Origin of the sequence: Rhodoferax aquaticus (assembly GCF_006974105.1) — a bacterium.
Taxonomy (GTDB): domain Bacteria; phylum Pseudomonadota; class Gammaproteobacteria; order Burkholderiales; family Burkholderiaceae_C; genus Allorhodoferax; species Allorhodoferax aquaticus_A.
In genome coordinates this window covers 2,708,635-2,727,652 of the sequence record NZ_CP036282.1, presented here as the reverse complement: position 1 = coordinate 2,727,652, position 19,018 = coordinate 2,708,635, and the positions used below count along the sequence as shown (strand labels likewise).

Here is a 19,018-nt window from a genome sequence, read left to right as displayed (position 1 = left end):
ATAGTCGCTTGTCTCATTCTTGGGCCGCAAGGCCGCGTTGGCATGAAAGTTCTTGTTCTCGGTGCCTATGGCAATTTTGGCGCCCGCATCTGCCGGGCCTTAGGCGGCAATCCCCACATCCAACTTTTGGTCGCTGGCCGCGATGTCGCCAAGGCCCGAGCGCTGGCCACGCAACTGGGCGGTAGTGCCCAAGGCGTGGGCTTGGACATGCGGGGAGCCGAGTTTAGCCAGCGTGTGCGTGCGCTGGGTGTGGGCTTGGTGCTGCATACCGCGGGCCCATTTCAGGGGCAGGACTATGGCGTGGCGCGCGCTGTGGCGGCGGCGGGCGCGCACTATATCGACCTGGCCGACGGCCGCCGTTTTGTGTGCGACTTTGCCGATGCGCTGCATGCCGACTTTGCGCAGGCAGGCCGCACCGCCATCAGCGGTGCCAGCACCGTGCCCGCTTTGTCCTCGGCGGTGGTGGCGCATCTGACGCAGGGCTGGCAGCAGATTCACAGCATAGACATTTGCATTGCCCCTGCGCAGACGGCACCTCGCGGCAAAGCCACATTGGCTGCGGTGCTTAGCTACTGCGGCAAGCCTTTGTCGGTATGGTCTGGTGGGCAGTGGACCCAAACCATCGGGTGGGCCAAGCCAAAGCGCGTGAGCTTTGCACGCCTCAAGCCACGCTTGGGCGCGGTGTGCGACATCCCTGACTTGGAGCTTTTCCCCACGCATTTCCATGTGCGTGATCGCGTGGAGTTTCGCGCGGCGCTGGAGGTTGGCTTGACCCAGCGCGTATTTGCTTGGCTTGCCGCCTTGCGCGCCGCCGGTTGGCTGCCCGACCTGCAGCGGTTTGCGGGCTTCTTGAACGCCACCGCGCCTGTGTTCGATGGCTTGGGCACGGCCTTGGGCGGCATGGTGGTGCGGGTGGCAGGTATCAGTGCGCAAGGGCACGCCGTGCGGCGTGCTTGGCACATTGCTGCAGACCATGACCACGGGCCTGAAATCCCTTGTATGGCCGCTATTGTGTTGGCGCGCCGTGTTGCATCAGGAGAAGCTTTTGCGCCCGGTGCCCAAGCCTGCATAGGTTTGCTGGCATTGGACGCATTCGCCCCAGAGTTTGCGCGTTGGGGCATGGTGAGCGATGTGCTGGAAGAGCAGGTGGCCCATGCGTGAACAAGAGTTGCGTTGGCTGCGCTTGAGTTTGGTGGCGGTGTGGATCTTTACGGCCTTGGTGAGTGTGTGGGAGTGGCATGGCCAAAGCCGCTTGCTCTTGCTCAATGCTGGCCTTGGGCACCCGGTGTTAGTGGCCGCCTTGGTGTGGGGCGGCGCTGCGGCCGACTTGGCTCTGGGCTTGGCCATGTTGTGGCGCCCTAGCCGTTGGGTGTATGCCTTGGCCTTGGTGCTCATGGTGGTGATGACGCTCTTGGCCACCGTGCTCTTGCCAGAGCTGTGGCTGCACCCCTTGGGCCCCTTGAGCAAAAACATCCCCCTGGGCGTGATGCTATGGATCTTGGCCTTGCACAGCCCACGTAGCAGTTCCGGCAAAGGCGCACGCACTGAGGCTGCGAAGGGGGATGCATGAACACGTACTTGCTCCTGAAAACCCTGCACATCGTGTCCAGCGTGGTGCTGGTGGGCACGGGCTTAGGGTCGGCGTTTTACATGTTCTTCACCAACCGCAGCGGGGTCGTGCAAGCCCAAGCGGTGGTGTGTGCACTGGTGGTGCGGGCCGATTGGTGGTTCACCACGCCAGCCGTGGTGTTGCAACCGCTTACCGGCTTGCTGATGGTGTACCTCGCGGGTTTTCCGCTCACGACTCCATGGCTCATGGTGTCGATAGCCTTGTATGCCCTGGCAGGCGCCTGCTGGCTGCCTGTGGTGTGGTTGCAAATTCGCATGGCAGCGCTGGCCAAGCACGCAGCTGCCACCGGCCAAGCCTTGCCCGCCGAGTATTGGCGTTACGCACGGTGGTGGGAGCGCTTGGGCTACCCCGCATTTGCCGCCATGGCCGTGGTGTTTTATTTGATGGTGAACAAACCGACATTGGGGTGAGCGCTGTCGGCTTCGACCCAAAACTTTGTGACACTCGCTTCACGCAGGCTTTACCGAGCCGTGGTACCTTGCCAAACTACACATCCGTTTAGCCGGTTCACGCCAACTGGCGCAAGCCCACATCTCTGGAGCGCACTTTGGACACAAGCACCGTTGTTGAAGACACCCCCGTAGACACTTCCCCAGGCCCTTGGGCCCAGCGCGCAGCCCTTGTGGGCGCCAGTGTGTTGCTGGCCAACTGCGCCACCCAACCCGCTGGACAAGGCATTTCGCTACAGCGTGATGGACAAACCTACACCTCAGCCCATACCTCGGAAGAAGCCGCGCGCTTTGTGTTGCAGGCGCAGTTTTCGGCGTCTGATGCCGACCTTGCCGCTGTGAAACGCCTAGGTTACGCCGGGTGGTTGGCGCAACAGTTTGCAGCACCCTTGGGGCAAACCGGGTGGGATTGGCTAGAGGCGCGGGGTTACGGTGTTATTGCCAACGACACCCGCTACTTCGACCACTTTTACCCCGGCGACTACATGGTCTGGAACCAGCTCATCACTGCGCCAGACCCGGTGCGCAAACGCTTGGCGCTGGCGCTGTCGGAGTACTTTGTGGTGTCGCTCACAGGCCTGGACTTTGGCTGGCGCAGCCACGCCATGGCCGACTACTGGGACACCTTGGTACGCGGAGCTTTGGGTAACTTCCGTGACCTGCTCGAAGCGGTCAGCCTGCACCCCGCCATGGGCCACTACCTCAGCACCAAAGGCAACCAAAAAGAAAACCCCGCCACGGGCCGCGTGCCTGACGAAAACTACGCCCGCGAGGTGATGCAGCTCTTCACCATCGGCCTGGTTCAACTCAACCCCGATGGTTCTGAGAAACGCGACGCGGCGGGCAACCGCTTGGAGACCTATACGCAGAGCGACGTGACCCAGTTGGCTCGTGTGTTCACGGGCTACGACTTTGACCAACGGCAAAACGTGGTCGTGATGTTTGACGCCGAGAGCAAGCGCAAAGTGGGCAACACGTTTTTCGCCAAAAAGCCCATGGCCTTGACCCCCAACCGCCACTCCGATTTGGCCGTGCAGTTTTTGGGCACCCAGATTGCGGCCAACACTTCAGCGTCTGCAGCCTTGAAGGCAGCGCTGGATACGCTGTTTCACCACCCCAACGTAGGGCCGTTTTTTGCCCGGCAAATGATCCAGCGCTTGGTCACGAGTAACCCCAGTCCTGCCTACATCGGCCGCGTGGCCAGCGTGTTTGCGGACAACGGAGCTGGCGTGCGCGGCGACTTGCGTGCCGTGTTTGCCGCCATCTTGTTAGACAACGAAGCCCGCGCACCAGAGGGGCTGACCCACCCGCAGTTTGGCCATTTGCGCGAGCCTATGCTGCGCCTGGTGCAATGGGCGCGTACCTTTGGTGCCAGCTCCGCGCAGGGCAGCTGGAAGATTCCCGACCTCAGCAACCCGGCCACGCAGCTGGGGCAAAGCCCCTTGCGTTCTCCCTCGGTGTTCAACTACTTCAGGCCCGGTTATGTGCCACCCAGCACCCCGATGGCTGCAGCGGGCAGCGTGGCGCCCGAGTTTCAAATCGTCTCAGAAAGCACCGTGGCGGGCTATTTGAACTACATGCAAAACGTGATTCGCAACGGCATCTACGTCAACGACCCAGACTTGCCCAACAACGTTAGCAACTCCAAAAACCCCAAAAACGGCTACGACATCAAGGCCAGCTATGTGAATGAACTGGCCTTGGTCCTTGACCCCAAAGCCCTGCTCGCGCGGCTGAACCTGTTGATGTGCGCAGGCCAGCTTCCCGCCAAGCTGCTCGCGCAGATGGCGGATGCACTGAATACCCAGCCGCTCAACGCTACCAGTAGCGCGGACAAGCGCCTAGACCGGGTCAGCGCCGCCGTGCTCATGGTGATGGCCGCGCCCCAATACTTGGTTCAAAAGTAAGGAACGGCCATGGCACACCCCACAGACGCACTCCACAGCCGCCGCGCCTTTTTGCAACGCACGGGCCAACTGGCGCTCACCGGTACCGCCTTGCCCTTTGCTATGAATTTGGCAGCGCTGGGCGAAGCAGCTGCCGCCACCGCCCAAGACTACAAAGCCTTGGTATGCGTTTTTTTGTATGGCGGCAACGATTACGCCAACACCGTCGTCACCTATGACGAAGCGAGCTACGCGCAGTACGCCACGGTGCGCGGCGGCGGTGGCGAAGCAGGTGGGGGCATTGCCTTAGCGCGCCCAGATTTGGCTGCCACGGTGCTCAAGCCACGCCTAGCCTTGCCCGGCGGGCGGCAATACGCCTTGCACCCCGCCATGAAAGCCATGGCGGATCTGTTTAACGCCGGCCACGCCGCCGTGCAGCTCAATGTGGGGCCCTTGGTGGTGCCCTTGACGCGCGAGCAATATGCCAGCCCAGACCGCAAAAAGTACCCCTTGCCACCCAAGTTGTTTTCCCACAATGACCAGCAGTCGGTGTGGCAATCGTCTTCGCCCGAGGGCTCTACCGTAGGCTGGGGCGGCCACCTGGGCGACTTGGCCTTGGGCGGCAACGCCAAGTCTTTGTTCACCTGTGTGTCAGTCACCGGCAATGCCGTGTTTTTGTCGGGCGAGCAGGCGCTGCAGTACCAGGTGAGCACCCAGGGTGCGGTGCGCATTCGTTGCGCAACCGATGCAGCCGTGTATGGCTCGCCTGCGGTGAAAAACCTGATCTCCCAAATGATCACGCAGCCCAGCACGCATATGCTGGAACATGAGTACACCCGCATCACCCAACGGGCCCGTGAGGCCGAAGGGCATATTGCTGCCGCGCTGGCCTTGAGTCAGCCAGGCACCGGGGCGTCGGCGGGCAGTCCGCTGGCCACCGAATTTCCCACGGCCAACCCCTTGGCGGATCAGCTCAAAATGGTGGCGCGCCTCATCAAAGGGCGCAGCGTGTTGGGCAACAAGCGCCAGGTGTTTTTGGTGTCGCTAGGCGGCTTTGATTTGCACGACAACCTGATTGCGCAGCAGCCCGTGCTGCTGGGGCGTGTGAGCGAGGCCATGGCGGCGTTTTACCGCGCCACGGTGGAGATGGGGGTGGCCGACAGCGTGACCACCTTTACCGCATCCGACTTTGGCCGCACGCTCACCTCCAATGGTGACGGCTCAGACCACGGCTGGGGCTCGCACCATATGGTGCTAGGCGGCGCGGTGAAAGGCCAAGCTTTCTATGGCACGGCTCCACCTGTGAGTGTGGGCAACACAGCGGCGGCACAAGACCAGTGGCATGTGGGGCAGGGGCGTTTGCTGCCTAGCACCTCGGTAGACCAGTACGCGGCTACCTTGGCGCGCTGGTTTGGTGTGGGCCCGCAAGACCTGTACCGCGTGTTGCCCAACCTTGCACAGTTTGGCGCACGCGCCGGGCGGCCCGACTACCCCATTGACCTGGGGTTTTTGGCATAGGTTCTACAATACGCGCTTCACCGGGGGTGTCTGCTGCAAAGCGGGCTGAGAATTACCCCATGAACCTGATCTGGGTCATGCCAGCGTAGGAAGTGTGATGGGCCTCTTTTGCAGCGAGCCTTGTTTGTTCAAGCGCCACTTTGTCTGTAGCTCCGGTTCTTCATACGCCCAGCGTTGGCGCATTGCAAGAAGAGAGCTTTTATGAAACACATCACTTTGTCTGCCCTGGCCACTGCGTGCGCCAGCCTGGTGCTTGCCTGCGCCACTTTGTCCTCTGCCCAAGCGGCTGAACTGCGCGTGCTCACCCACAGCTCGTTTGGAGTGCCCAAGCCGCTGCTCAAGCAGTTTGAAACCGACACCGGCGTCAAACTGGTGATAAGCAAAGCGGGTGACGCGGGCGAAATGCTCAACAAACTCATCCTCACCAAAGCCAGCCCGATTGCTGACGTGGTCTACGGCATTGACAACTCCTTGGCCAGCAAAGCACTGGGTGCCGACGTGCTCGACGCCTACACAGGCCCAGCCGCCAGCCGCCCCAGCGCGGTGGCATTGCCCGGCCTGGTGCCCGTGGACTATGGCTATGTGACCGTGAACTACGACAAAGCTTGGTTTGCCAAGAGCAAGTTAGCTTTGCCTAAAACACTGGACGATTTGGCCCAAGCCCCCTACGCCAAGCTCTTGGTGGTGCAAAACCCCGCGACTTCTAGCCCCGGCTACGCCTTCATGCTCTCCACCATTGGTGCCATGGGCGAAGAAAAAGCGTTTGACTGGTGGGGCCGTATGCGCGCCAATGGCGTGAAGGTAGCCAAGGGCTGGAGCGAAGCCTATTACACCGAGTTCAGCCGCAACGGCGGCAAATACCCGCTGGTCGTGAGCTACGCCAGCAGCCCTGCGGCTGAAATTTTTTATTCCAAAGAAAAGCTGAGCGAGCCACCTACGGGCAGCTTGTCCTTGCCGGGTGGCGTATTCCGCCAAGTAGAGGGCGTGGCTTTGGTGAAGGGCGGCAAAGAGCGTGCTGCGGCTGAAAAGTTTGTGGAATTCATGCGCTCACCCGCCGTGCAGCAGCAAATGCAAACCGAGATGTGGATGTTCCCCGTGGAAGCCGGTGTCGCGCGTGCGGACGTGATGAAGTTCGCACCCGAGCCCACCCAATTTGACAGCCCAGAGGGCAAAGACATCGCGGAAAAAGGCGCTGGCTGGGTCGCCCGCTGGACCAAAGTGGTGCTGAAGTAAAGCGCTTGCGGAAGTTGCCAATGCACAGGCTTGCACACGCCGGGGTGGTATGAAACCTCTCGGCTTAGCCAAAGGGCCACCGTCCGTGGCCCTTTTTTCATGGCCAGCGGCCACCCGCTTGGGCGCGCGTGCGGCTGCGTACTTGCCTGTGCTGGTACCTGCAGTGTTTTTGCTGGTCATGCTGCTGGCCCCCGCGCTGCGGCTCATGCTGCAGGGCATGGCGCCTGGCTGGTTTGGCGCGCCTGTGGACCTTGAGGCCAGTGGCGGGTTGGCGTGGGTCACCTCCTTATTTGCACCCTGGCAAGACGCTTACTTGCGCGGGCGCATGGCCTGGTCGCTTACGCAGGCCGCACTGACCTGCATGATCTGCTTGCTCGTGGGCTTGCCGCTGGCTTGGGTTTTGGCGCGCTTTGAGTTTGCGGGCCGCACGCTGGTGCTGCGCTTGCTCATGCTGCCTTTTGTGGTGCCTACTTTGGTGGCGGCTTTGGGCGTGTTGGCGCTGATGGGGCCGCGCGGTCTGCTGGTGCAACTGGGGGGGCCTGATTTGCAAGGTACGCCGTGGCTGCTGCTCTACGGCAATGTGTTTTTCAACCTCTGCGTGTTGGTGCGCGCCGCGACCGAGAGCCTGGGGCAGGTGAGTGCGGCACGCTTGGCCGCAGCGCGCAGCTTGGGCTGCACCCCGTGGCGGGCTTTTTGGCGGGTGGAGCTGCCCGCTATTGCGCCTTGGCTGATGTCTGCGCTGTGCCTGGTGTTTTTGTACTGCTTCTCAGGCTTTGGCTTGGCGCTGGTGTTGGGCGGGCAAGACTACGGCACGGTCGAGGTCGAAATCTACACCCTGGTGGCCCATGAGTTGCAGTTGGGCTCGGCCAGTGTGTTGGCACTGTGGGTGATGGCCTTCACCGGCTTGGTGGCCTGGACCTATGCCGCTGTAGAGCGGCGCTTGGCCACGCCCTTGCGCGCAGATACCGTGCCGCGCCAATCGCCACGCACTCCATTGCAGTGGGCCGCAGTCATCGGCTGTGTGGCGGTGCTGGCCCTGGTATGCGCCGCGCCGCTGGTGGCCATTGTGTGGCGGGCGGCCCATGCGGGTGCGCAGGTGTGGGCTGTGCTGAGTGACGAAGCCACGCTGCAAGCCTTGTGGAATACCTGCCGTTTCTCCGCATCCGCCTTAGCCGTGGCCACGGTCTTGGGTGTGCTGCATGCAGTGGCTGCGCGCCGGTCCCTGTGGCTGCGCACCGCCGTGTTTTTGCCCTTTGTTGTGTCGCCTGTGATGGTGGGCTTTGGGCTCTTGCTGCTATACCCCAGCTGGACCAACAGCGCAGGCCTGCTGGTCGCCGCATATGCCTTGCTGGCCTACCCATTTGTCGCCAAGGCGGTGGCCTCTGCGCTTGATGGTTTGCCCGCCAGTTACGCCGATGCGGCGCGCAGCTTGGGGGCCAACCCATGGCGCGCGTTTTGGCGCGTGAGCTTGCCCCTGATTGCGCCAGCCTTGCGCCGGGGCATGGCGTTTGCCGCCGCTACGGCGGTGGGCGAATTTGCCGTGAGCTTGTTTTTGTCCCGCCCGGAGTGGGCGACCTTAACCACTTTGATATACCAGCACCTAGGCCGCCCCGGCGCTGCCAATATGGACGCTGCATTGGTACTGGCCTGTGTGCTGATGCTGCTGTCGTTTGCCGCATTTATGCTGATTGAATGGCCCAGCCGAGAAGAGAGACGCGATGCTTGAACTGCGACACATTTGCAAAACCTGGGAGCCGGTGCGCGGCGAGCGCCGTGTGCTGCTGCAAGGCGTGAACCTGTCAGTGCCGCCGGGCCAAACAGTGGCCATTTTGGGCCCGTCGGGTAGCGGCAAAAGCACGCTTCTCAAAGTGGTGGCGGGCCTAGAGCGCATGGACAGCGGGCAGTTGGTGTTTGATGGCCAAGACATCACCGACCTCCCGCCTGAGCGGCGGCGCTTTGCCCTGATGTTCCAAGACTTTGCCTTGTTCCCCCACCTGAGCGTGCAAGACAACGTGGCCTTTGGCCTGGTGGAGCAGGGCGTGGCCAAGCGCCAAGCCAGGTTGCAAGCCTGTGCCACGCTAGAGCGCTTCGGCATGGCGCAGTTTGCATTGGCGCGGGTGCCCCAACTCTCGGGTGGTGAGCAACAGCGTGTGGCCCTGGCCCGAGCGCTGATCACCCAGCCACGCGCCTTGCTCTTGGATGAACCTTTCTCTGCCTTGGATGCCGAGCTGCGTCTGCAGCTGCGCACAGAGTTCCAGAGCCGCATCACCGAGCAACGCATGGCCACCCTGTGGGTCACACACGACGAAGCCGAGGCCCGCGCCATGGGCGATGCAGGTTACCGGGTGGTAGACGGCACCTTGGCGCAGCTCTGGTGATTCCGTTTGTCAGAGGGGGGTAGGGCAAAAAATGCCGTTTTCGCCCGTGGATACTGCGTAAGCAGCTATCTTTTTAGGAGTAACTGATTCGACTCCAGTGGGCTACTGCGCAAGCGCCAGCACCACCGCGCTTTCATCCAGCGTTGCAGTGGCCGCTTGCTTGGCTTTCAGGCCGTGGGCAGGACCGGCAAAGCCCACCATTTGCAGGCCACCGGCCAGGGTGAGCACCACCTCGCCCCCCGATGCAGCGCGTGACACGCGGCTGACTGTGCCAATCAGCTGATTGGCTGCTTGGGCCGCTGCCTCAGTGCCCGCGTCTGCACGCACCGTAACCGCAGTGGCTTTGCACAGGGCCAACACGCGCAAGCCCTTGCGCAAGCCCAGGAGTTCCACGCTTTCGCCTGTGATGCGAGAGGCCAGCGCGCTGCCGTCGTCTAAGTGCAGTTCTACCCGCACTATGGCACCTAGGCGCTGCAGGCGGTGCACGGTGCAGGGCAGCATATTGCGCATGCTGGTGCGCAGGCCCAAGGCGGGCAGGGCGCTGGGAGCCGCGCTTGCTGCGCTGGCACTGCTCAGCGTGGCCAGCACTTGGGTTTTGGCATGGTTGAGTTGCTGCGCTGCATGCAGCAACTGCTCGCCCGCTGGTGTGAGCTTGGCCCCACCACCACCTGAGCCACCCACTGCCCGTTCCAGCAGCGCCGTGCCCGCCAGATTGCTCAGCGTGTCAATGGCTTGCCACGCGGCGCGGTAGCTCAAGCCCGCACCGCGCGCAGCCTCCGAGATAGACCCTACCTCGCCCACGCGGCGCAAGATGTCCAGCCGTTTGTCGACTTCTTCATGGCCCAAGGCTTGGGCCAGCTGCAAGGGAGCTTTTGGCATGGTGGTGAGCGTAGCAAGGTGAGGGGTGCGACGCAGTGTAGCGCTTGGCTATACTGCGCTATTCAAAATTTGGATAACGGGTTTATCCAACGCGCATCGCCCCATGACGCTATTGACCATGAACGCTTCTCGATTCTTGACATCTATGTTCGCCCTGTGCTTGGGCTTGGCGGGGGCTGCGCACGCTGCGCAGGTGGGGGTTGCCGTGGCTGCCAACTTCACCGCACCCATGCAAAAAATCGCCCAGCAGTTTGAGCAAGACACCGGCCACAAGGCCGTGCTGTCGTTTGGGTCCAGCGGCAAGATGTACGCACAAATCAAAAACGGCGCACCGTTCCAAGTGTTTTTGTCTGCCGATGATGAAACGCCTGCTCGCTTAGAGAAAGAAGGACTCACCCAAGCCACTAGCCGCTTTACCTACGCCACCGGGCGCTTGGCCTTGTGGAGCAAGCAGCCAGGGCTGGTGGATGCGCAAGGCGAAGTGCTGCGCAAGGCATCGTTTGAGCGCTTGGCCTTGGCCGACCCCAAGCTTGCGCCCTACGGCGCGGCAGCCATAGAAACCCTCACCGGCATGGGCTTGTTGCAAGCCTTGACCCCGCGCTTTGTGCAGGGCGAAAGCATTGCGCAGGCCTACCAGTTTGTGGCCAGCGGCAACGCCGCGCTGGGCTTTGTGGCGCTGTCCCAAGTGATGGTAGACGGCAAGGTGAGCGAAGGCTCGGCCTGGGTCGTACCTGCCAACATGCATGCCCCCTTGCGCCAAGACGCCGTGGTGTTGGCCACCGGGCGCGACAACCCCGCCGCACAAGCCTTGGTGGCCTACCTCAAGGGTGACAAGGCCCGCGCCATCATCAAAGGCTATGGCTATGTGTTTTAAGGCGGCACCGCGTTGCTAAGCGCTGACGACTGGGGAGCCGTGTGGCTCACCCTCCAACTCGCCAGCGCCACCACGGTGGTGTTGCTGCTGGTGGCCACGCCGCTGGCCTGGTGGCTGGCGCACACGCCCTCGCGCTGGCGTGCCGCCATTGGTGCAGTGGTGGCCTTGCCGCTGGTGCTGCCACCCACGGTGTTGGGGTTTTACTTGCTGGTGAGTTTGGGGCCGCATGGCTGGGGCGGGCAGTTCACCCAGTGGCTGGGCGTGGGCTTGTTGCCGTTTACCTTTGCGGGTTTGCTCGTGGGCTCGGTGGTGTATTCGCTGCCGTTTGCGGTGCAGCCCTTGCAGTATGCGTTTGAAGCGGTGGGCAAGCGGCCCTTAGAAGTTGCCGCGACCTTGGGCGCCAGCCCATTAGACGCCTTCTTTACCGTGGCCGTGCCGCTGGCTTTGCCCGGGTTTTTGACCGCTGGCATTTTGACCTTCGCCCACACCGTAGGGGAGTTTGGCGTGGTGCTGATGCTGGGTGGCAATATTCCCGGCAGCACGCGCGTGGTGTCTACCCAAATCTACGGCCATGTGGAGGCCTTGGAATACACACAAGCCCATTGGCTGTCGGGCGGCATGGTGGTGTTTTCGTTTGTGGTGTTGCTGGGCTTAGGGCTGCTCACCAAGCGCACGCCACGGGTGGGGGGCTGAGCATGGAGCACGCCATTCGCCTGCGCTTTGGACTCACGCGCCCCGGCTTTGCGCTAGACCTTGATTTGCATTTGCCCGCGCAAGGCATCACGGCGTTGTTTGGTGCCTCGGGCTCCGGCAAAACCACGGCGCTGCGCTGCGTGGCGGGGCTAGAGCCCTGCCACAACGCGCTGGTGCACATTGGCTCCCAGGTGTGGCAAGACGACGCACAAGGCATCAACCTGCCCACTTGGCAGCGTCCCTTGGGCTATGTGTTTCAAGAAGCCAGCTTGTTTGACCACTTGAACGTGCAAGGCAATCTGCTCTACGGCCTGCGCCGCCCCCTGTGGGCGCGCTGGACAAGGCACGCTGGCAATGCGCCGCAGGCCGATGTGCAGCGCCAAGCGCTGGAGGACGCGATTGCACTCTTGGGCATTGGCCATCTGCTGCACAAGCGCCCAACCCAGCTCTCTGGCGGCGAGCGCCAGCGCGTGGCCATTGCGCGTGCGCTGGCCAAGCAGCCACGCGTGCTGCTGCTGGACGAGCCTTTGGCGTCTATCGACCCAGCACGCCGCCAAGAAATCTTGCCGTGGCTAGAGCGCCTGCGGGACCAAACCCGCATTCCCATGCTCTACGTCACCCATGCGGCGGACGAGTTGGCCCGCCTGGCGGACACCGTGGTCTTGCTCAAAGACGGCAAAGCCACCGCCTGCGGCCCCGTGGCGCAGGTGCTGGCCAACACCCACAACCCCGCACTCACGGGTGACGATGCCAGCGTGGTTTTGAGCGGCGAGGTGTCTGCGCTAGACGCGCCGTGGCATTTGGCCTGCGTGCAGTTTGCAGGCGGTGCCTTGTGGGTGGCCGACGCGGGCTACCGCGTGGGCCAAGCCTTGCGCTTGCGGGTGCGCGCGGGTGACGTCAGCCTCACCACCGAGCCCGCACAGCACAGCAGCATTCAAAACCTGCTGCCATGCACTGTGCAGCAGCTGGCTGCAGACACGCACCCCGCGCAGGCCATGGTGGCGCTGCAATGCGGCAGCGCCACGCTGTTAGCGCGCATTACCCAGCGCGCCGTGGCGCAACTGGGCCTGCAGCCAGGCACGCCGGTGTGGGCGCAAGTGAAGTCGGTGGCAGTGCTGGCGTAGCTGCCAATTTCTTGAAATTCTGCTGGGAAGCTGTGCCATTTTCGGCCACTGGCGCGCATGGATGCTGCGCAGCCAGCTATGCTTTTGGAAGCAATTCCCGCCCGTGTTTGCTGCAATGTCTATCCCATCACAAGGGGCAAAAACAGCACCCTAGGATGCAAAGCTGTCCGGCAGAAATCTGGCGCTGTATCGGTTTCTGCCGCACATCGACCGTATATTGGTTCTGGCGCTGCGGCACCAGCGCGAGTCTGGGTACAAGGGCTTGTAGAGAGCAAGTTATCTGCGTAAACCGCTGGGCGTGGCACGGTTCCCCAAGAGGCGCCCGTCCTCTTCGGTCAACAGCTCAATCTCCACCTCGGCACTGCCCAGTGCCACGATGCCGAGTTTCTTGGCCGCAGCAAAACTCAAATCCATCAGGCGGGCTTGATGAAACGGCCCCCTGTCATTGATGCGCACCACAACCTCCTTCCCGTTGGCCACCCGGCGCACACGCACATAGCTGTGCAGGGGCAGGGTGCGGTGCGCTGCGGTAAAGGCCGATGCGTTGAAACGCTCGCCACTGGCCGTGCGCCGGCCATGAAATTTCTTGCCGTACCACGAGGCCAGCCCCTGCTGCTTGCGGGGCGCGTCGGCCGCCAGGGGGGCTTGCGGCTGTTCGTCTGGTAGCGCGCCCGGGTCGCTGGCCGCAGGTGCAGAAGTTTGCATCGGGGCTTGCACTGGAGCTTGCGGCATGGCTGGTAGAGCCTCAGCCAAGGGCGCTGGCGCAAAGTTGGTAGCCGCTGGCACGGGCAAGGGCAAAGGCATGGGCGCGGGAGGCGTCGCACACCCCACCAGAATGGCCATACCCAAGCCCATGAGTACCTTAAAACACCAAGATGTCATGGTGAACCCAACCGCTCCATCCTGCCGAGACTTCAGAAATCTGGGCAATGGCTGCGCAACCGACAGAGGCAGCGGCCACACGAAATGCCCAACCCAGCGGAAGGTGCGAGCCAGGTCCAGGGCGAGGTCTGTGTCATGAGTCCTTGTCATGGGCGACATTTTGCAGTGGCTAAGGGTAGGGCTAGAACAGAGCGCGCTGCGATGAAACCAGCGCAGCAAAGCTGTCACCCATGGGCTGGAGGATGGCGTCTGCAATCGGCTTGAGCTGCTTGTTCAGATAGTGCTCGTAGTCCACGCGGGATGGGCGGTTCTCCAGCGGTTCAGGTCCGTTCGTCGTCATCACATACTGGATCCAGCCACCGTTTTGGTACTGCATGGGGCGGCCTACACGCAGGTTGTAGTCGTCCGCCATCCTAGCGGCGCGCACCTGGGGTGGCACGTTGACCAGGTAGGCATCCAGCCGGTGGCGCAGGCGTTTGCGGTAGATGAGCAGGTCATCCTTGGCACCTGCCAAGGTGGCGCGCGCGTAGTCGGTCACAAACTCCCGGTAGGGCTGGCCATGGAAGATGCGTGACAACAGCCCCTCTTGGAATTGCCGTGCCAAAAGAGTCCAGTCGCTGCGGGCCATCTCCAGACCGCGAAAAACCATTTCCTCTTTGCCCGCTGCGTCAGTGCTCAGGCCTGCATAACGCTTCTTGCTGCCCACGTCTGAACCGCGGATGGTGGGCATAAAGAACTTGGCGTAGTGCGTGTCGAACTCAATCTCTAGGAAGTTCTCCAGGCCCTGTTCTTCACGTAGCGTGCGCGTCCACCAGGCATTGATGTCCCGCACCAGCTCTGCTGCCACGGCATGGGCCTCTGTATTGGTGTGGGTGCGCCCCAGCCAAATGAAGATGGAGTCAGTGTCACCGTATATGGCCTCGTACCCGCGGTTCTCCACAAACACCTGCGTGCGCTTGACGATCTCATGCCCGCGCAGCGTCACCGCCGACACCAGTTCGGGGTTGAAGAAGCGGCATTCGCTGGCGCCCAGAACCCCGGCGAAGGAGTTCATCAAGAGCTTCAGGGTCTGCGACAGGGGTTCGTTTTTGACCCGCTTGGCCTCATCGCGGCTGCGCGAAAGCGTGGTCACAATTTCCGGCAGGCAGTGTTTGGTGCGCGAGAACAGTGTCCCCCCCGGGCCCTTGATTTGGGCGGACGGGTCGCTGGCGTGCTGGCCTTCTGCATGGCCCACGGGGTCCACGCAATAGGTGCGGATGATGGAGGGGTAGAGGCTCTTGTAGTCCAGCACCACCACGGAATCGTAGAAGCCCGGCTTTGAGTCCATCACATAGCCACCGGGATAGGCCTTGCTCTGAATATCCCCCACGCTCGGTGCCACATAGCCCATGCGGTGCATGCGCGGCAGGTAGTGGTGGCTGAACGCCGCAATGGAGCCACCAAAATGGTCGGCAGCCAGGCCCGTGGTGTGCGCCCGCTCCATCACAAACTGCAGCAGTTGCGCCTTCTCAAAAATGCGCAGCACCAACTCGCAATCCCGGATGTTGTAGACGGCCAGGGCCGGTTTGTCATCGCGGTAGCGCCGGTTAATCTCGGCCATCTTGTCGTACTCATCGCCGATGGCCTTGCCCTCGCCCAAGAGCGCTTGCGAAACGCTCTCCAGACTGAACGATGGAAAACTCCATGCCGCTGCCCGCAGGGCCTCGATGCCATCTATGACGATGCGCCCCGGCGTAGGCGCAAACAGATAGCCTTGCTTGCCCGGATGCGTGCGCCACTCGGTGGGCTGTCGCTCCCGGCCCAGCAGCAGCGCCGTGCCGCAAGCGTCCGCCGTCTTCTGCAACACCCGCAGGTCGAACTGGATAACGCTCCACCCGATGATGACGTCCGGGTCGTTGCGCTCGAACCAGTCGTTCAGGCTTTCGATCATGGCCTTGCGGGTCGGCAGGTAAATGAGCGCAAAGTCCAGGGCCTGGGCGGGGCCGTTAGGCTCTGGCGCAGGCTCGCCCAGCATGAAGACCACGCGCTGTGCCATGCCGTCCAACGCAATGGAATAGAGCTCACCGTTTTCACTGGTCTCTATGTCCAGTGAGGCGACTTTCAGCACCGGGCGATAGTCTGGCTCTGGCCTGAGCCTGGTGCCGTCCGCCCCAGCCTCCACCGAGACACCGGCGGTGATGAAGCGCTCCATCAAATAGCGCTCATGTGGCCGAACATCGGCCTCCAGCAGCGCAATGTTCTGCGGCTGCAGCTTGCGGGCCAGTTGCCCGAGTTGGCGAAATTGTTTGGCGTAGACCCCGACGACGGGGTTTTGCTGAAAGGTCTTGAGGTCCAGTTCACGCAACTGCAAGCCGGGCAGGGACGCAAGCTGCGCCTCCACGGCCGCACGGAAGCGGGTTTCGACAAAGGCCACCGACGTTTGCGCACTCAGCAGCACTTTCAGCGGCCCGGCGTCGGTTGCCAGCCAGTACTCGATGTCTGTGCCTGTTGGTGTGTCCCACCAGCGGCGGGTAAGGATGAACCCCTTGAGTTTGGTAGTCACCACAGGCGCTTTAAATGGGAAGGGGAGTGAAGGGCAATCCCCCGATTTTCACTGATCCTCAAAGTAGAACCGTTATGCAGCCTTGGCGAGGCACAGCTTTCGTTGAGGCGGCGTGAGTGTTACTATAGTGTTACTTTTTGGAGGATGCCATGACAGCCACTACTTCGCTCAAACTCCCGGATGCCTTGAAGGCCACCATTGCCCAAGTTGCAGCGTTTGAGGGCAAGACGGCCCACGCGCTCATGGTGGATACCTTGCAATCTGCCATGGAAGACGCGCTGGTACGCCAACAGTTTTATGCAGATGGTGACGCGTCTTATCAGCAAACCTTGCAGACCAACACCGTGTTTGGTGGTGCCGATGTCAAAGCCTACCTCTTGGCCCGCGTAAAGCGCGGCAAGACGGGTGACACCACTGGCAGGCCAGAGGCCCAGCCATTGGATACACGCAAGCCGATGAAGCCAGCCCATGACTGAGCTGGTCTACAGCGATCAAGCCTTGCTTGATTTGGAAAGACTTAGCGATTTCTTGCTTGAAACCGATCCGCAAGCTGCGCTTGGCACTGCCGCACTGATTTTCGACGCGCTGGAGATTTTGGTTCAGCACCCCGAGATGGGCCGCAAGGTGCACTTCGGACAGCGAGAGTTGGTCATTTCAAGGGGGCGAACTGGGTATCTGGCGCTGTATCGGTTTTTGCCGCACATCGACCGCATATTGGTGCTTGCGCTAAGGCATCAGCGCGAGTCCGGTTACAACAGCTTGTAGGGAAATAATTCTGGGCGGGCCATGCGCCTGCAAAAAAGAATCAAGCTTCTAGCTTAAGCTTGAGACGCAACAGCCAGTGCTGTTCGCTGTCACATCTATCCAATAACAACGAGTAGAAAAAGCCACACCATGGGAATCAAAGACGCCAGCGCGCAAACACTAGACGCGTGCCGCAACGCCATGCAAACCGAGCAAACCCGCTCCCTGCAAGCCACCAACCATTGGTCACACGTAGACAAAGCCCAAGCCCACGCCGACTGGGACGCCTTCTACAAAGTGCTAGCCCCACTCGTGGGAATGCAAGCACCCGAGTCCGCCGAAGTGCAAGCCCTCATGGCCCAGCACTACGCCCTGGCCAGCCGCTTCTACACCCCCAGCCGTGATGCCTACATCGGCATGGGCCTGTTCTACAGCGAAAACCCCGCCATGCGCGACTTCCACAACACCTACCACCCCCAGATGGTGGAGTTTTTGGGTGATGCGGTGTATGCGTATGCGATGGGGAATTTGGGTTAAGTTTTGGGCTGCTTTGCCGCGATTGCAGTCATACAACTGGCGCTCGCATTTGTAAAAATTGGCCTGTCCGTGGCTAGAATCGCTCGAAAAAAGCCTGCGGGGTTTGTCGATGTTTTTATAACTGTATAAATTTCAGGCAAAACCTCCGCAAGCAAGACTGCAAGCCATCTTTAGGAGTTTTTCATGTCCAACTTATGGAGCAGCGGCCAGCTTATAGAGCAAGTTTTGCTCTGGACATTACGTTAAGTCTCACATGCTTGCTACTCTACCTTCCATTGAGGCGCTGGCTCAAATGCTCGGCTGCGAGCCAACCATGGAGACGGGCCCCCCGGAATTCGGTGTTGTAAGTTACGAGGTTACCTACGAGACGGACAATGACCGTATCACCCTGCAGGTGCTGCCTTGGGCTGCAGAGATTCAGCTGTCCGTGGTGGCGAAAAATCCGACGCGTATCTTTCGCTTGGCGCTAGGAGACGTTGCCGAACTCTCCGCGACCGAGGATGAGGAAGGGGTTCGAATTGACATCAGTTTCCTTCGTGAAGGCGTGCAGCCTTTACACCTTTCGGTCAGCCCGGTTGTCCTTTTGATCTGGGGAAATCAGGAAGACGCTCCCGAAAGACATCCGCCTTGGGAAAGGGATGACACTTAACATGCCAATCGACACGGACCCACAACAGCAGGAGGCGGCTTTGCCGCGAGTGTTGGTGGACCGGTCATTTTTACGTTAAACCTCACTCAATCATGAAGACGCACGACCTCTGTCAATCGTTGCTCAAAGATGCATGCGAAGACAACATTTCCTTCTATCGCGGGTTGATTGAAAAAGAGCCTCTTGACGCGGTAAAGGATGAGCATTGGCGAAAGGTCATTGCGCTGGCTCGCACATTGACACCCGAACAACGAGAAACTTTGTTGCAGTTTGCGCGGCAATCTGCAATTGATGCCATATCCACAATTTGCGGCGCCATCGACGGAAGTACTCAACTCGGCGGAGAATTTTTGTCGCTATCACTTGTGGATGGTGATGGGCAGCAACACACGGGGGCACTTCAAGATGAGTTTCTTTCCTTGGTGGAACGACGTGAGGCTTAACATGTTGCTCGTCACGGACACCCATCATAAAAATGCCGCTTCGCGGCGCGTGATGCGCGCCGTACAGCGCCAACGTTAGATTGCTTCACTCATGACGTACAGCTTCGAAGAATTCCGAATAGGACACTTGGTACGCACAGCGGCAGTGTGGACGCGCCTAAGTGAACTCGGTACGACAGAGGAGTCGTTAGTCAACTTCGACTTTTCCTTTTCAGCGCCAAGTAAGGCGGCTGTCGAGGCGCTCAAGGAAACACTGTCTACCTATCCGATCGAAGTGCAGAGCCGGGGTTTCTTGAAGAAGCGCTACACAGTGACCGGCTCAACTGGCGCGATCGCCTGGAACGAGGCGCAGCTACTGAAGTGGGTCGACTACCTAATTCAGGCTGGTCAGGACGCCAACTGCAAGTTTGAAGGGTGCGGAGCAAATGCACCGTAATGCGCAATCTAACTGGTCGGCCCACGCGGATATGCAACCGAAGGCTGCCACTGCGCGGCAAAGGTTGCATGCCGATGGCCTCCAACGTTAAGGTGCAGCGATGCGGCTCACGGTTCTTGGC

The 19,018-nt window shown here is 61.1% G+C and carries 20 protein-coding genes and 1 riboswitch; of the genes, 17 read left to right on the top strand and 3 right to left on the bottom strand.

Annotation, left to right across the window (positions count from 1 at the left end):
- The first annotated feature begins 42 nt into the window (after positions 1-42).
- The 8 genes from EXZ61_RS12480 to EXZ61_RS12445 all read left to right on the top strand — a co-directional run bounded on the left by EXZ61_RS12480 (position 43) and on the right by EXZ61_RS12445 (position 9,094).
- Entirely contained in the window at positions 43-1,161 is a 1,119-nt protein-coding gene (locus EXZ61_RS12480; protein WP_142812074.1) for a saccharopine dehydrogenase family protein, read from the top strand.
- The gene (locus EXZ61_RS12475; protein ID WP_237218954.1) at positions 1,154-1,570 is read left to right on the top strand and encodes a DoxX-like family protein; all 417 of its coding nucleotides are present in this window, start codon (positions 1,154-1,156) and stop codon (positions 1,568-1,570) included. The genes EXZ61_RS12480 and EXZ61_RS12475 overlap by 8 nt, the downstream gene beginning before the upstream one ends.
- On the top strand, positions 1,567-2,040 hold the full coding sequence (locus EXZ61_RS12470) for a DUF2269 family protein (RefSeq protein WP_142812072.1): 474 nt from the start codon (positions 1,567-1,569) through the stop codon (positions 2,038-2,040). The genes EXZ61_RS12475 and EXZ61_RS12470 overlap by 4 nt, the downstream gene beginning before the upstream one ends.
- A 137-nt stretch (positions 2,041-2,177) precedes the next feature.
- Complete coding sequence (locus EXZ61_RS12465) at positions 2,178-3,986, top strand: DUF1800 domain-containing protein (RefSeq protein ID WP_237218953.1); 1,809 nt, start codon at positions 2,178-2,180, stop codon at positions 3,984-3,986.
- Between the two features lie 9 nt (positions 3,987-3,995).
- Positions 3,996-5,483: a DUF1501 domain-containing protein gene (locus EXZ61_RS12460; RefSeq protein ID WP_142812070.1), complete on the top strand. Its 1,488-nt coding sequence runs from the start codon at positions 3,996-3,998 to the stop codon at positions 5,481-5,483.
- A 12-nt stretch (positions 5,484-5,495) separates the two neighbouring features.
- Positions 5,496-5,593, top strand: a riboswitch (TPP riboswitch).
- 91 nt (positions 5,594-5,684) lie between these two features.
- Positions 5,685-6,716: a thiamine ABC transporter substrate-binding protein gene (locus EXZ61_RS12455; RefSeq protein ID WP_142812069.1), complete on the top strand. Its 1,032-nt coding sequence runs from the start codon at positions 5,685-5,687 to the stop codon at positions 6,714-6,716.
- Positions 6,717-6,801: 85 nt separating this feature from the next.
- Positions 6,802-8,442, top strand: a complete 1,641-nt coding sequence (locus tag EXZ61_RS12450; protein WP_237218952.1) for an ABC transporter permease — start codon at positions 6,802-6,804, stop codon at positions 8,440-8,442.
- Positions 8,435-9,094: an ABC transporter ATP-binding protein gene (locus EXZ61_RS12445; protein ID WP_142812067.1), complete on the top strand. Its 660-nt coding sequence runs from the start codon at positions 8,435-8,437 to the stop codon at positions 9,092-9,094. Before EXZ61_RS12450 ends, EXZ61_RS12445 begins: the two co-directional genes overlap by 8 nt.
- A gap of 102 nt (positions 9,095-9,196) precedes the next feature.
- Here the strand turns inward: EXZ61_RS12445 and EXZ61_RS12440 are convergent, their stop codons facing one another.
- A complete protein-coding gene (locus EXZ61_RS12440) occupies positions 9,197-9,973 on the bottom strand; it encodes a TOBE-like domain-containing protein (protein ID WP_142812066.1) in 777 nt (258 codons plus the stop codon).
- Between the two features lie 118 nt (positions 9,974-10,091).
- Here EXZ61_RS12440 and modA point away from each other — a divergent pair, with 118 nt between their 5' ends.
- From modA to modC, 3 genes are read left to right on the top strand one after another with little or no spacing between them, the layout of a single operon-like run.
- Positions 10,092-10,847 (top strand): molybdate ABC transporter substrate-binding protein, encoded by a 756-nt coding sequence (gene modA / locus EXZ61_RS12435; protein ID WP_142812065.1) that lies wholly within the window; start codon positions 10,092-10,094, stop codon positions 10,845-10,847.
- Positions 10,848-10,859: 12 nt separating this feature from the next.
- Positions 10,860-11,540, top strand: a complete 681-nt coding sequence (gene modB / locus EXZ61_RS12430) for a molybdate ABC transporter permease subunit (protein WP_142812064.1) — start codon at positions 10,860-10,862, stop codon at positions 11,538-11,540.
- A 2-nt stretch (positions 11,541-11,542) separates the two neighbouring features.
- Positions 11,543-12,664 (top strand): molybdenum ABC transporter ATP-binding protein, encoded by a 1,122-nt coding sequence (gene modC, locus EXZ61_RS12425; protein WP_142812063.1) that lies wholly within the window; start codon positions 11,543-11,545, stop codon positions 12,662-12,664.
- 276 nt (positions 12,665-12,940) lie between these two features.
- On the opposite strand, the gene EXZ61_RS12420 is transcribed toward modC, so the two are convergent.
- Entirely contained in the window at positions 12,941-13,546 is a 606-nt protein-coding gene (locus EXZ61_RS12420) for a septal ring lytic transglycosylase RlpA family protein (protein ID WP_168224760.1), read from the bottom strand.
- Between the two features lie 181 nt (positions 13,547-13,727).
- Positions 13,728-16,088 (bottom strand): DNA polymerase II, encoded by a 2,361-nt coding sequence (locus tag EXZ61_RS12415; RefSeq protein ID WP_425353580.1) that lies wholly within the window; start codon positions 16,086-16,088, stop codon positions 13,728-13,730.
- Positions 16,089-16,237: 149 nt separating this feature from the next.
- Here EXZ61_RS12415 and EXZ61_RS12410 point away from each other — a divergent pair, with 149 nt between their 5' ends.
- The 6 genes from EXZ61_RS12410 to EXZ61_RS12385 all read left to right on the top strand — a co-directional run bounded on the left by EXZ61_RS12410 (position 16,238) and on the right by EXZ61_RS12385 (position 18,897).
- Positions 16,238-16,564 (top strand): hypothetical protein, encoded by a 327-nt coding sequence (locus tag EXZ61_RS12410; protein ID WP_142812061.1) that lies wholly within the window; start codon positions 16,238-16,240, stop codon positions 16,562-16,564.
- Complete coding sequence (locus EXZ61_RS12405; RefSeq protein WP_142812060.1) at positions 16,557-16,853, top strand: type II toxin-antitoxin system RelE/ParE family toxin; 297 nt, start codon at positions 16,557-16,559, stop codon at positions 16,851-16,853. The genes EXZ61_RS12410 and EXZ61_RS12405 overlap by 8 nt, the downstream gene beginning before the upstream one ends.
- Positions 16,854-16,982: 129 nt before the next feature.
- On the top strand, positions 16,983-17,369 hold the full coding sequence (locus tag EXZ61_RS12400) for a TipAS antibiotic-recognition domain-containing protein (protein ID WP_142812059.1): 387 nt from the start codon (positions 16,983-16,985) through the stop codon (positions 17,367-17,369).
- 253 nt (positions 17,370-17,622) lie between these two features.
- A complete protein-coding gene (locus EXZ61_RS12395) occupies positions 17,623-18,018 on the top strand; it encodes a hypothetical protein (protein ID WP_142812058.1) in 396 nt (131 codons plus the stop codon).
- 92 nt (positions 18,019-18,110) lie between these two features.
- The gene (locus EXZ61_RS12390; protein WP_142812057.1) at positions 18,111-18,461 is read left to right on the top strand and encodes a hypothetical protein; all 351 of its coding nucleotides are present in this window, start codon (positions 18,111-18,113) and stop codon (positions 18,459-18,461) included.
- A gap of 91 nt (positions 18,462-18,552) precedes the next feature.
- Positions 18,553-18,897 (top strand): hypothetical protein, encoded by a 345-nt coding sequence (locus EXZ61_RS12385; RefSeq protein WP_142812056.1) that lies wholly within the window; start codon positions 18,553-18,555, stop codon positions 18,895-18,897.
- Positions 18,898-19,018 lie beyond the last annotated feature (121 nt).

Excerpts from the sequence above, each read along its gene's own strand:
- EXZ61_RS12410 (WP_142812061.1), top strand. The coding sequence starts at position 16,238 with ATGACAGCCACTACTTCGCTCAAACTCCCGGATGCCTTGAAGGCCACC.
- EXZ61_RS12400 (WP_142812059.1), top strand. The coding sequence starts at position 16,983 with ATGGGAATCAAAGACGCCAGCGCGCAAACACTAGACGCGTGCCGCAAC.
- modA (WP_142812065.1), top strand. The coding sequence starts at position 10,092 with ATGAACGCTTCTCGATTCTTGACATCTATGTTCGCCCTGTGCTTGGGC.
- EXZ61_RS12440 (WP_142812066.1), bottom strand. The coding sequence starts at position 9,973 with ATGCCAAAAGCTCCCTTGCAGCTGGCCCAAGCCTTGGGCCATGAAGAA.
- EXZ61_RS12390 (WP_142812057.1), top strand. The coding sequence starts at position 18,111 with ATGAAGACGCACGACCTCTGTCAATCGTTGCTCAAAGATGCATGCGAA.
- EXZ61_RS12405 (WP_142812060.1), top strand. The coding sequence starts at position 16,557 with ATGACTGAGCTGGTCTACAGCGATCAAGCCTTGCTTGATTTGGAAAGA.
- EXZ61_RS12455 (WP_142812069.1), top strand. The coding sequence starts at position 5,685 with ATGAAACACATCACTTTGTCTGCCCTGGCCACTGCGTGCGCCAGCCTG.
- EXZ61_RS12395 (WP_142812058.1), top strand. The coding sequence starts at position 17,623 with ATGCTTGCTACTCTACCTTCCATTGAGGCGCTGGCTCAAATGCTCGGC.
- EXZ61_RS12475 (WP_237218954.1), top strand. The coding sequence starts at position 1,154 with ATGCGTGAACAAGAGTTGCGTTGGCTGCGCTTGAGTTTGGTGGCGGTG.
- EXZ61_RS12420 (WP_168224760.1), bottom strand. The coding sequence starts at position 13,546 with ATGACATCTTGGTGTTTTAAGGTACTCATGGGCTTGGGTATGGCCATT.
- EXZ61_RS12470 (WP_142812072.1), top strand. The coding sequence starts at position 1,567 with ATGAACACGTACTTGCTCCTGAAAACCCTGCACATCGTGTCCAGCGTG.
- modC (WP_142812063.1), top strand. The coding sequence starts at position 11,543 with ATGGAGCACGCCATTCGCCTGCGCTTTGGACTCACGCGCCCCGGCTTT.
- EXZ61_RS12480 (WP_142812074.1), top strand. The coding sequence starts at position 43 with ATGAAAGTTCTTGTTCTCGGTGCCTATGGCAATTTTGGCGCCCGCATC.
- EXZ61_RS12460 (WP_142812070.1), top strand. The coding sequence starts at position 3,996 with ATGGCACACCCCACAGACGCACTCCACAGCCGCCGCGCCTTTTTGCAA.
- EXZ61_RS12385 (WP_142812056.1), top strand. The coding sequence starts at position 18,553 with ATGACGTACAGCTTCGAAGAATTCCGAATAGGACACTTGGTACGCACA.
- EXZ61_RS12445 (WP_142812067.1), top strand. The coding sequence starts at position 8,435 with ATGCTTGAACTGCGACACATTTGCAAAACCTGGGAGCCGGTGCGCGGC.